General features: G+C 72.6%; 11 protein-coding genes. 9 read left to right on the top strand and 2 right to left on the bottom strand.

The genetic code is table 11. The features are described 5' to 3' along the window. Nucleotides 1-79 precede the first annotated feature (79 nt). The 8 genes from ACWD3O_RS19990 to ACWD3O_RS19955 all read left to right on the top strand — a co-directional run bounded on the left by ACWD3O_RS19990 (nucleotide 80) and on the right by ACWD3O_RS19955 (nucleotide 8097). Entirely contained in the window at nucleotides 80-1042 is a 963-nt protein-coding gene (locus tag ACWD3O_RS19990) for an ABC transporter ATP-binding protein (protein WP_451416795.1), read from the top strand. After that, a complete protein-coding gene (locus ACWD3O_RS19985) occupies nucleotides 1039-1776 on the top strand; it encodes an ABC transporter permease (protein WP_451412157.1) in 738 nt (245 codons plus the stop codon). Before ACWD3O_RS19990 ends, ACWD3O_RS19985 begins: the two co-directional genes overlap by 4 nt. A 97-nt stretch (nucleotides 1777-1873) precedes the next feature. Further along, a complete protein-coding gene (locus ACWD3O_RS19980; protein ID WP_451416802.1) occupies nucleotides 1874-2476 on the top strand; it encodes a dTDP-4-dehydrorhamnose 3,5-epimerase family protein in 603 nt (200 codons plus the stop codon). Further along, complete coding sequence (locus ACWD3O_RS19975) at nucleotides 2473-3489, top strand: NAD-dependent epimerase/dehydratase family protein (protein ID WP_451416794.1); 1017 nt, start codon at nucleotides 2473-2475, stop codon at nucleotides 3487-3489. The genes ACWD3O_RS19980 and ACWD3O_RS19975 overlap by 4 nt, the downstream gene beginning before the upstream one ends. Before the next feature lie 113 nt (nucleotides 3490-3602). Beyond that, nucleotides 3603-4859: an activator-dependent family glycosyltransferase gene (locus ACWD3O_RS19970; protein WP_451416793.1), complete on the top strand. Its 1257-nt coding sequence runs from the start codon at nucleotides 3603-3605 to the stop codon at nucleotides 4857-4859. A gap of 22 nt (nucleotides 4860-4881) precedes the next feature. Continuing rightward, complete coding sequence (locus ACWD3O_RS19965) at nucleotides 4882-5592, top strand: class I SAM-dependent DNA methyltransferase (protein WP_451416792.1); 711 nt, start codon at nucleotides 4882-4884, stop codon at nucleotides 5590-5592. Between the two features lie 10 nt (nucleotides 5593-5602). Continuing rightward, on the top strand, nucleotides 5603-6991 hold the full coding sequence (locus ACWD3O_RS19960) for an NDP-hexose 2,3-dehydratase family protein (RefSeq protein WP_451416791.1): 1389 nt from the start codon (nucleotides 5603-5605) through the stop codon (nucleotides 6989-6991). Continuing rightward, nucleotides 6988-8097, top strand: a complete 1110-nt coding sequence (locus ACWD3O_RS19955) for a DegT/DnrJ/EryC1/StrS family aminotransferase (RefSeq protein ID WP_451416790.1) — start codon at nucleotides 6988-6990, stop codon at nucleotides 8095-8097. Before ACWD3O_RS19960 ends, ACWD3O_RS19955 begins: the two co-directional genes overlap by 4 nt. Before the next feature lie 25 nt (nucleotides 8098-8122). On the opposite strand, the gene ACWD3O_RS19950 is transcribed toward ACWD3O_RS19955, so the two are convergent. After that, the gene (locus ACWD3O_RS19950; RefSeq protein ID WP_451416789.1) at nucleotides 8123-9319 is read right to left on the bottom strand and encodes a cytochrome P450; all 1197 of its coding nucleotides are present in this window, start codon (nucleotides 9317-9319) and stop codon (nucleotides 8123-8125) included. A 34-nt stretch (nucleotides 9320-9353) separates the two neighbouring features. Continuing rightward, nucleotides 9354-10100, bottom strand: a complete 747-nt coding sequence (locus ACWD3O_RS19945; RefSeq protein WP_451412150.1) for a thioesterase II family protein — start codon at nucleotides 10098-10100, stop codon at nucleotides 9354-9356. Between the two features lie 286 nt (nucleotides 10101-10386). On the opposite strand from ACWD3O_RS19945, the gene ccrA reads away from it, so the two are divergent. Beyond that, a complete protein-coding gene (gene ccrA / locus ACWD3O_RS19940; protein WP_451416788.1) occupies nucleotides 10387-11631 on the top strand; it encodes a crotonyl-CoA carboxylase/reductase in 1245 nt (414 codons plus the stop codon). Nucleotides 11632-11635 lie beyond the last annotated feature (4 nt).

Raw genomic sequence — 11635 nt, 5'->3', positions numbered from 1 at the left:
CCGCGCACCCCGCCCCACCGACAGCCCGGCCGGCCCCGCCGGCGACGCCCGGAAGCACCTGTTCCCTGGAGGAACCCCGATGACCGACCAACCCCTGGCCCGTGCGATCGGGGTCACCCGGCGCTACGGCACCACCACGGCCGTGAACGGCATCTCGCTCGACATACCCGCCGGGCAGCTGATCGGCCTGCTCGGCCCCAACGGCGCGGGCAAGAGCACCCTCATCAACCTCTTCACCGGCCTGCGCAAACCCACCGAGGGCAGGATCGAGCTGTTCGGCCGCGACCCCCGGGACGTCGAGGCCCGCCGCCGGATGGGCATGACCCCGCAGGAGACCGGCCTGCCCGACACCCTCAAGGCCACCGAGGTGATGGACTTCGTCGGCGCGCACTTCACCCGCACCGCCGACAAGAAGGCCCTCCAGGAGCAGTTCGGCATCACCGAGTTCGCCGACCGGCAGGTCGGCGGCCTCTCCGGCGGCCAGAAGCGCCGCCTCGCCATCGCGCTGGCCTTCGTCGGCCGCCCCGACCTGGTCTTCCTGGACGAGCCCACCACCGGCCTCGACGTCGAGGCCCGCCGCGCCCTCTGGGACGGCATCCGCGCCTTCCACGCCGACGGCGGCACCGTGGTGCTGACCAGCCACTACCTCGACGAGGTCGAGGAACTCGCCGAACGCGTCGTCATCATCGACCAGGGCCGCTGCGTCGCCGACGACAGCGTCGCCTCCCTGCGCCGGGTGAGCGGCCTGCGCCGGGTCAGCGTGCGCATGGCCGAGGTGCCCGACCTGCCCGGGCTCGTCGCCGCCGAGCGGGAGGGCGACCGGGTCCACCTGATCTCCCAGGACTCCGACCAGCTGGTCCGCGACCTGGTGGCGTCCGGCGCGCCCTTCGACGAACTCGACGTCAGCGCCGGATCCCTGGAGGACGCCTTCCTGGCCCTCCTCGGCCGCAACCGGGGCGAGACCCCCGGCACCCCCGGCACCCCGGACATTTCTGCCACCGACACCGACACCGACACCCTCGCGGAGGCGGTCGCACGATGAACACCACCCTCGCCTACGTGAAGTTCGAGATCCTGGAGGCCGTCCGCATCCCCGCGGTCTTCCTCGGACTGCTCTTCATGCCCGCCGGCGGCATGTTCGTCTTCGTCATCCCCACGCTGGGCTCCGACCCCGCCACCGCCACCATGGGCACCGCCTCCATGTGCCTCTTCGCGGTGCTCATCATCTGCTCCGCCCAGTACGGCATGGGCATCGCCGACGCCCGCATGAAGCCCTGGGGAGGGTACGTCCGCACCCTGCCCGGCGGGCCGGTGCCCCGCATGGTCTCCATGATGTCGCTGAGCCTGCTGATGACCCTGCTCGGCGCGATCCCGCTGGTCCTGGTCGCCGCCCTCGGCACGGAGGCCAGCGCCTCCCCGGTCGAACTCCTGCTGGGACTGGGGGCGCTGCTCCTCGCCGTGGTGCCGTTCGCGCTCGTCATGCTGGCCATCGGGTACTCCGTCAACCCCTACCTGGTCGCCATGCTGACCAGCATCGTCCCGCTCGTCCTGGTCGTCCTCGGCGGCCTGCTCGCCGACCCGTACGCCACGGACGGCTTCATCGCCACCATCGCTCCCTACACGCCGGTCCGCGGCGCGGCGGAACTGGTGTGGGCGGCCGTGAGCGACTACACCCCGAACCCCGCCGCGCTGATCGCGCAGGGCGCGTGGACCGTCGCCCTCGCGCTCGTCGCCTACCGCGCCTACCGCTCCGACGAGGGCCGCCGCTTCCACTGAGCACCCCGCCACCCGTCCCCCAACCGTGAGGTCCGCCGTGCCCGAAGCCCCCGCCGCCACCGCGAGCGACACCGCCGACATCGTCGACACCGGCACCATGTCCGTCCGCCCCCTGCGGGTGGCGGGCGCCTTCGCCTTCACCCCGAAGGTCTTCCCCGACAGCCGCGGCGCCTTCCTCTCGCCCTACCAGGAAGCCGCGTTCACCGCCGCCGTCGGCCACCCGCTCTTCCCCGTCGCCCAGACCAACCACAGCGTCTCCGCCCGCGACGTGGTGCGCGGCATCCACTACACCGTCACCCCGCCCGGCACCGCCAAGTACGTCTACTGCGCGCGCGGCAGCGCCGTCGACATCGTGGTGGACATCCGCGTCGGATCACCCACCTTCGGCGCCTGGGACGCGGTCCTGCTCGACCAGACGGACCACCGCGCCATGTACTTCCCGCTCGGCGTCGGCCACGCCTTCGTCGCCCTCGAGGACGACACGGTCATGTCGTACATGCTCTCCGGCGGCTACGTCGCCGAGAACGAGCTGGCCCTGACCGCGCTCGACCCCGCGCTGGGCCTGCCGCTGCCCGACCGCGACCGGATGATCCTCTCCGACCGCGACTCCGTCGCCCCCACCCTGGCCGAGGCCGCCGAGGCCGGGACGCTGCCGGTGTACGAGCGGTGCCTGGAGATCGAGAAGGCGATGTACCGGTGACGGCCCGCCCCGGCGGCGACGGCCGTCCCCTGGTCGTGGTGCTCGGCGCGTCCGGGTTCATCGGCTCACCCCTCTGCCGCGCCCTCGCCCGCCGGCCCGTCCGGCTGCGGCTGGTGGCCCGCCGCGAGACCCCCGTCCCCGACGGGGCGGTCGCCGACGTCGAGGTGCGCACGGCGGACCTCGCCGCCCCCGGAGCGATCGCCGACGCCGTCGAAGGGGCCGACGCCGTCTTCCACCTGGTCGCGGCCACCGAGGCGGGCTGGCGGGTCGCCGAGGGCGACACCGCCGCCGAGCGGCTGAACGTCGGCCTGGTCCACGACCTCGCCGCGGCACTCCGCGCCCGGCCGCGGGGGCCCCGGCCCCCCGTCGTCGTCTTCCCCAGCACCATCACCCACCCGGGTGGCGGCCCCGGGGGCGAGGTCCGCCCCGCCGACGTGAAGAGCCCGTACGTCCGGCAGAAGCTGCTCGCCGAGAACGCCCTCGCCGAGGCCGCCGCCGACGGCGTGCTGCGCGGCGTGTCGCTCTGCCTGCCCACCGTCTTCGGCCACGGACCCGCCACCACCGCGCCCGACCGCGGCGTGGTCGCCGCCATGACCCGCCGCGCCCTGGCCGGCGAACCGCTCACCGTCTGGGGCGACGGCTCGGTCCGCCGCGACCTCGTCCACGTCGACGACGTCGTGGAGGCGCTGCTCGCCGCCCACGACCACGCCGACCGGCTCTCCGGCACCCACTGGGAGATCGGCACCGGCACCGGCGTCACCCTCCTCGCCCTCTTCACCGGCATCGCCGAGGCCGTCGCCGGACACACCGGCGCCCCCGCCGTCCCCGTCGTGACCGTGCCCCCGCCCGACCACGCCGACCCGGCCGACAGCGAGGACGTGGTCGTCGACCCGCGGCCCTTCCGCGCCGTCACCGGCTGGCGCCCCCGGGTGCCCCTCGACGACGCCCTGAGGAGCACCGCCGCGGCCCTCGCGCCCTCGCCCGCGTACTGGGGTGCAGCGCGCCAGGTGTAGGGGCGATAGGGGTGTTCGGCGCGCCGCGCCGGTCCCTATGTTCCTGCCGAGTACGAGAAACCTCGGCAGCGAAACAGGCCCGTTCCCTCAACGGTCCCGTCTGGAGGACGGCAATGCGCATTCTCTTCGCGGCACATGCGGAGAAGACGCACTTTTTCAGCATGGTGCCCCTCGCCTGGGCACTGCGCACGGCGGGCCACGAGGTCCGGGTCGCCACCCAGCCGGAGATGGCGGAGACCGTCACCAGGACCGGACTGACCGCGGTGCCGCTCGGCAGCGACCACCGCTGGAAGCAGGTCATGGAGGCCAGCCAGGACGAAGGGTGGGGGGCCCGGGTCGCCGAGGCCGTCACCCACTCGGCGAACCTCGGCCACGACGAACTCCACCGCTTCTTCGACGAGACGACCGGCCGGTACTTCCGCACCGTCAACAACGACGAGTTCACCGACGCGCTCGTCGCATACGCCCGCTGGTGGCAGCCCGATCTCGTCGTCTGGGAGCAGTTCACCTGGGCCGGAGCCGTCGCCGCGCAGGTCACCGGCGCCGCCCACGCCCGCATGCTGTGGGGCGCCGACGTCGTCACCCGCACCCGCAACGACTTCCTCGACCGCCTCGCCGAACTCCCCGAGGAACAGCGGACGGACCCGCTGCGCGACTGGCTCACCGAGTCGCTCGCCCGGCACGGCGCCGCCTACGACGAGACCGTCGCCAACGGGCAGTGGACCATCGACGTCGGCCCGCCCAGCCACCGCATCGACAACGGCCTCCCGGTGGTCGGCGTCCGCTACATCCCCTACAACGGGCAGGCCGAGCTCCCCGAATGGCTCGCCGCCGAGCCGCCCCGGCCCCGCGTCGCCGTCACCGCCGGCGTCTCCGTGCGCGGCTACTTCGGCTTCGACATGTTCAGCGTCTCCGCCCTCCAGGCCTTCGCCGGCCTCGACATCGACCTGATCGCCACCCTGCTGCCCGCCCCGGGCGAGTCCGCCGACATGGCGCCGGACAACGCCACCGTCCTCGACTTCGTGCCCATGCAGGGCCTGCTGCCGACCTGTTCCGCCGTGATCCACATCGGCGGCGCCGGCATCCAGTCCACCGCCGCCTACTACGGCGTACCGCAGCTGGTCCTGCCCGGTTTCTGGGACACGCTCGTACGCGCCGACCTCCTCGAGCGGTCCGGCGCCGGCATCTCCCTGCCGCCGGGCCACATCACGCCCGACGGCGTGCGCGACGCCCTCGTCCGGCTGCTGGAGGACCCCTCCTACCGCACCGGCGCCGAGGCGCTGCGCAAGGACCTGCTCTCCGCGCCCTCCCCCAACGACGTCGTCCCGGTCCTCGAGGACCTCACCGCCCGCCACAAGAGCGCCGCCTGAGCACCCCGAGAGGACCACAGCCGTGTACGGAGCAGAGTTCGCCGAGATCTACGACCTGATCCACCAGGGCCGGGGCAAGGACTACGCCGCCGAGGCGCGGTTCGTCGCCGGCCACGCCCGCCGCAAGGCCCCCGCCGCCACCTCGCTGCTCGACGTCGCCTGCGCCACGGGCTCCCACCTGAGCGCCTTCGCCGAGATGTTCGACACCGTCGCCGGCGTCGAACTGTCCGCCCCCATGACCGAGGTGGCCCGCCGCAAACTGGGCGACGTCGTCCACCAGGGCGACATGCGCGACTTCGACCTGGGGACCCGGTTCTCCGTCGTCACCTGCATGTTCGGCTCCATCGGCCACGCCATGACCGAGCCCGACCTCGTCGCCGCGCTCCGCCGGTTCGAGGCGCACCTCGAGGACGACGGCGTGATCGTCGTCGACCCCTGGTGGTTCGACGACACCTTCACCCCGGGCCACGTCGCGGGCGACGTCTGCACCGTGGACGGGCTCACCATGGCCCGCGTCTCCCACGCCTCCCGCCAGGACGACAAGTCCCGCATGGAGGTCCACTACACCGTGGCCGACCCGGAGGGCGGCATCCGGCACTTCGTCGAGACCTACCTGGCGCGCCTCTACACCCGCGAGCAGTACGAGAAGGCGTTCGCCGAGGCCGGCCTGAGCGCCGAGTACCTGCCCGGGGTGCAGAACGGCCGCGGGCTGTTCCTCGCCGTCCGCGTCTGACGAGGCCGACATGACGACACAGACGATCGAACACCTCCCCACCACCAGATTCGCCGACTCCGCGCGGGCCGTCGACGGCGTGGCCACCGGCCCAGCCGCCTTCGACGCCTGGCTCGCCGACTGCCGCGACCGCTTCCGCAACACCGTCTCCCTGCGCCCGCTGGACGCCCTCCAGGGCTGGTCGGTGGACCCGCGCACCGGGGACGTCGGACACGCCAGCGGCCGGTTCTTCACCATCCGCGGCCTCGACGTGCACCTGCCCGGCGCCGCCGTCGACCACTGGCAGCAGCCCATCATCAGCCAGCCCGAAGCCGGCATCCTCGGCATCCTCGTCAAGGAGTTCGACGGGGTGCTGCACTGCCTGATGCAGGCCAAGGTGGAACCCGGCAACGTCAACGGCGTCCAGCTCTCCCCGACCGTCCAGGCGACCCGGAGCAACTACAGCGGCGTCCACCGCGGCAAGGCCGTCCCCTACCTCGAGCACTTCCGCGACACCGCCCCGCACCGGGTCCTCGCCGACGTCCTCCAGTCCGAACAGGGCGCGTGGTTCCACCGCAAACGCAACCGCAACCTCATCGTCGAGGCCACCGGCCCCGTCGAGGTCCTCGACGGCTTCTGCTGGCTGACCCTCGGCCAGATCCACCGCCTGCTGGACGAGGACGACCTGGTCAACATGGACACCCGCACCGTGCTGTCCTGCTTCCCCGCCGCCGTCCCCGACACCCGCCACGCCGAGGCCGGCCCGTCCTACGGCGAACTGCTGCGCTGGGTCACCGAGGAACGCACCGGCCGCGAACGCCACGTCCGCGAGATACCGCTGAACTCCGTCACCGGCTGGCAGCTCAGCGACGGCCGCATCACCCACCGCGACGGGCTGTTCTTCGACGTCGTCGGCGTCTCCGTGGAGGCCGCCGGCCGCGAGGTCGGCCACTGGGACCAGCCGCTGCTCGCCCCGCACGGCACCGGCCTGGTCGCCCTGCTGGTCCGCGAGGTCGACGGAGTCCCGCACGTGCTGCTGCACGCCCGCACCGAGGTCGGCAACCTCGACGTCCTCGAACTCGGCCCCACCGTGCAGTGCACCCCGCAGACCTACACCCACCTGCCCCCCGACGCCCGCCCCCACTTCCTCGACACGGTGCTCCAGGCGCCGCCGGAGCGGGTGCTCTTCAGCGCCGTCCACTCCGAGGAGGGCGGGCGCTTCCTGCACGCCCGCACCCGCTACGTGATCCTCGAGGCCGACCCCGGCCTCTCCCTCGCCGACCGCCCCGACTACCGCTGGACCGCCCTGCACGACACGGCGGCCCTCCTCCGCCACAGCAACTACCTCAACATCCAGGCCCGGTCCATCCTCGCCTGCCTGCACGGCCTCGCCGGCCGGGACGGAAGAGAGACATCATGACCCTGCGCGTATGGGACTACCTCGACGAGTACGAGGCGGAGCGCGAGGACATCCTCGACGCCGTCGACCAGGTCTTCCGCTCCGGACAACTCGTCCTCGGCCCCTCCACCACCGGATTCGAGAAGGAGTTCGCCGCCTACCACGGGCTCGCCCACGGCGTCGGCGTCGACAACGGCACCAACGCCCTCGTGCTGGCCCTGCGCGCCCTCGGCGTGGGACCGGGCGACGAGGTCGTCACGGTCTCCAACACCGCCGCGCCCACCGTCATCGCCATCGACCAGGTCGGCGCCACCCCCGTCTTCGTGGACGTGCGGGAGAGCGACTACCTGATGGACACCGCTCAGGCCGAGGCCGCCGTCACCCTGCGCACCCGCTGCCTGCTGCCCGTCCACCTCTACGGCCAGTGCGTCGACCTCGCCCCGCTGGAGAAGCTCGCCGCCCGCCACGACCTGGCGCTCCTGGAGGACTGCGCCCAGTCCCACGGAGCCCGGCAGAACGGCCGCCTCGCCGGCACCACCGGCCGGGCCGCGGCGTTCTCCTTCTACCCGACGAAGGTCCTCGGCGCCTACGGCGACGCCGGCGCCGTCGTCACCGACGACGCCGCCACCGACGCCGCACTGCGCCGGTACCGCTACTACGGCATGGAGAAGCGCTACTTCGTCGAGGCGACCCCCGGCCACAACGCCCGCCTGGACGAGGTGCACGCCGAGATCCTGCGCCGCAAGCTGCGCCGCCTCGACGGCTACGTCGAGGCCCGCCGCCGCGTCGCCGAACGCTACGCCGAGGCCCTCGCCGACACCGACCTCGTCCTGCCGCAGGTCACCGACGGCAACGACCACGTCTACTACCTCTACGTCGTGCGGCACCCGCGCCGCGACGCCGTCATCGAGGCACTGCGCCCGCACGGCGTCGAACTCAACGTCAGCTACCCCTGGCCGGTGCACACCATGACCGGCTTCGCCCACCTCGGGCAGCCGGCCGGGTCACTGCCGGTCACCGAGGCACTGGCCGGCGAGATCTTCTCCCTGCCGATGTACGCCTCGCTCACCGAGGAACGCCAGGACAAGGTGATCACCGCGCTGCGCGAGGTGCTGCGCACGCTGTGACGCCGGCCGGTGCGGGGCGGCACGGTCAGTACGTCAGGCGCAGCGGCAGCTCCAGCAGACCGTGCAGGTTGAAGTGCTTGTTGACCGGCAGGTCCTCACGGAGCAGTTCGATCTTCCCGTACCGCTCCAGCAGGTGCGAGAAGACGGTCGCCGCCTCCAGCCGCCCCAGCACCGCGCCCAGGCAGAAGTGCGGTCCCGCGCTGAACGCCAGCGTCTTCGGCTCGGTGCGGGACAGGTCCAGCCGGTCCGGGTCGGGATAGCGCTCCGGGTCCCGCCCGGCGGCGTCCAGCAGACCCATCACGTGCGCCCCCTTCGGGATCACCTTCCCGCCGATCTCCAGGTCGGCGGTGGCGATCCGGGTGGCCAGCGTCACCGGCGGGTCGAAACGGGACAGCTCGTCCACCGCCGTCTGCATCAGCGACGGGTCCGCCCGCAGCGCCTCCAGCGCCTCCGGCTGCCGCAGCAGGGCCAGCATGCCGTTGCCGATGAGGTTCACCGTGGTCTCGTGACCGGCGTTGAAGATGAGCAGGATGTTGGCGACGATCTCGTCCTCGGTGAGCTGCTCGCCGTCCTCCGCCTGCATCAGCACCGACAGCAGGTCGTGCTCCGGGTCCGCGCCGCGCCGCTGCGCCATCAGGTCCAGCAGGTACCTGCGGAACTCCGGCTCCGCCTTGTTCATGGCGATCCGCCGGCTCGGCGAGACGTCCGGATCGAGGACGTAACCCACCTTGTCCGTCCAGTCACGGCAGCGCGCGCGGTCCTCGGCGGGGATGCCGAGCAGCTCCCCGACCACCGCGACCGGCATCGGCAGCGCCAGGTCCCGGACCAGGTCCACCTCGCCGTCGCCCATGGAGTCCAGCAGACCGTCCACGATCTCCGTGATGCGCGGCCGCAGCCGGTCGATGAAGCGCGGCGTGAACACCCGCGCGATCAGCTTGCGCAGCCGCCGGTGGTCCGCCCCGTCCTGCAGCAGCAGCCACTTGTCGACGCTGCGCATCACCGGACAGGTCGGCCCGCCGCGGGTCATCGCCCAGCCCGGCTCCTTGGGGAAGGCGCTCGAGGAGTGCGGGGAGCGCAGCAGCGCCGCCACGTCGTCGTAGCGGGTCAGCACCCAGTAGCCCAGCGGCGTACGGTGCACCGGATCGGTCTCCCGCAGCCGCCGGTAGTAGCCGAACCGGTCGGCCGCCAGGGCGGGGTCGTTCAGGTCGTACAGCGCACTCATGCCCGCGCTCCCTCCGCGTCGGTGGACGGCCGGCTCAGCTCTCGGCGAGCGCGGTACGGATCACGTTCAGCACCCGCGCGCTCTGGTCGACCAGGAAGAAGTGCCCGCCGGGCATGACCTCCAGCCGGAAGGGACCGGTGGTGTGCTTGGACCAGGCCTCGACCTCCGGGATGTGCGCCTTCGGGTCGTCGTCGCCCACCAGCGCCGTCACCGGGCAGCTCAGCGGCTCGCCCGGCGTCCACTCGTACGTCTCGGCGGCGCGGTAGTCGTTGCGGACCGCGGGCAGCGCCATCCGCATGACCTCGTCGTCCTGCAGCAGGCGGGTGTCCGTGCCGGCCAGCGCGCGCACCTCGGCGAGCAGACCGTCGTCGTCCCGCTGGTGCACGTTCTCGCTCCGGTGGGCCGACGGCGCGCGCCGCCCGGAGACGAAGAGGTGCGCCGCCGGCCGGCGGGCCTCCATCAGCCGCGCCAGCTCGAAGGCGACGGTGGCGCCCATGCTGTGGCCGAGCAGCGCCGTCGGCCGGTCGTCCAGCTCGCCGAGCACCTCGTGCACCCGCAGCGCGAGCTCCGGCAGGTTGTCGATGCACGGCTCGTGACGGCGGTCCTGGCGTCCCGGGTACTGGATGGCGACGACGTCGACCAGCGGGGACAGCGCCCTCGCCACCGGAAGCCAGAAGCTCGCCGACCCGCCGGCGTGCGGCAGGCACACCAGCCGGGTCGCGGCGGCCGGCGCGGGGGCGTAGGAGCGTACCCAGGTCGAGGCAGTGTCGTGAGTCGTCATGTGGTCGTCCACTTCTCGGGTCCGGAATGGCTGTCGTGATGCCAACACCTCGCCGGGGCGCGGACAAGGGGGAAGCCGCAGGACTGGGGCGCGGGGCGGCGGAGTCAGGGGGCGAGCGGCCCAGGCGCCCCCGCCCGCGCGCCAGGACTGGGGTTCGGCCGGGCCGGTAGGGGTGTCCGGGCCTTCCGCGCGTTCAGTAGCGTCCGGCTCCGCATGACTCATCCATGAGGACAAATCCGAACCGGGCCGGCGTGGCCGCCGGAGCCGGGCGAGGGGGCGATGCGACGTGTCACAACGACTCTACGAACTGGGCGACCCCCCGCCACTGGGCGAGGTCCCCGACCTGATGTACGCCAACGTCATCCGGCAGGACCGCTTCGGCGAGCCCGCCAAGGCGATGCAGACCGAGGTCATGCTGGTGCCCCGTCCCGGCCGTGGCGAGGTCCTCGTCTACGTGATGGCCGCGGGGATCAACTACAACAACGTGTGGGCCTCCCTCGGACAGCCCATCGACGTGATCGCCATGCGGCAGAAGCTGCACGGCGCCACCGAGGACTTCCACATCGGCGGCACCGACGCCTCCGGCGTGGTCTGGGCCGTCGGCGAGGGCGTGACGCAGTTCAAGGTCGGCGACGCGGTCGTCACCTCCGGCGCGATCTGGGACGAGACCGCCGAGGACGTCCGGATGGGGCTCGACCCCCTCGCGTCGAAGTCCCTGCTCGCGTGGGGCTACGAGTCGAACTACGGCTCCTTCGCCCAGTTCACCCGCGTCAAGGAACAGCAGTGCCACCCCAAGCCCGCCAACCTGTCCTGGGAGCGGGCGGGCAGCTTCCTGGTGACCGGCGCGACGGCCTACCGCCAGCTGACGCACTGGGCGCCGCACGACGTGCGGCCCGGGGACCCCGTCCTGATCTGGGGCGGCTCCGGCGGCGTCGGCTCGGCCGCCATCCAGGTCACCAACCTGCTCGGCGGCATCCCGATCGCCGTCGTCTCCAGCGAGGAACGCGCCAAGTACGCCCTGGACCTCGGCGCCAAGGGCGTGATCAACCGCTCCGACTTCAACCACTGGGGGCGCCTGCCCGACCTCGACGACAAGGCCGCCGCCAGGGCCTGGACCGCCGAGGTCCGCCGCTTCGGCGCCGCCTTCTGGGAGGCCCTCGGCGAGCGCCGCAACCCGCGCGTCGTCGTGGAACACCCCGGCGAGGCGACCCTGCCGACCTCCATGTTCGTCTGCGACAACGGCGGCATGGTCGTCCTCTGCGGCGGCACCAGCGGCTACAACGGTGACATCGACCTGCGCTACCTGTGGATGCGCAGCAAGCGCCTGCAGGGCTCGCACGGCTCGGACACCCGCGAGAACCGCGCGGTCATCCGGCTCATGTCCGAGGGCCGCCTCGACCCGTGCATCACCTGGTGCGGCACCTTCGACGAGATCGCCGACGGCCACCAGAAGCTCTACGAGAACCAGCAGGGGCTCGGCAACTTCGCCGTCCTCGTCAACGCCCCCTCGCACGGCCTGACCACGCTCTGAGGGG

This window comes from Streptomyces sp. NPDC002640 (genome assembly GCF_053592575.1).
The sequence above is the reverse complement of the archived record's forward strand: the minus strand, read 5'-3'. Positions and strand labels throughout refer to the sequence as shown.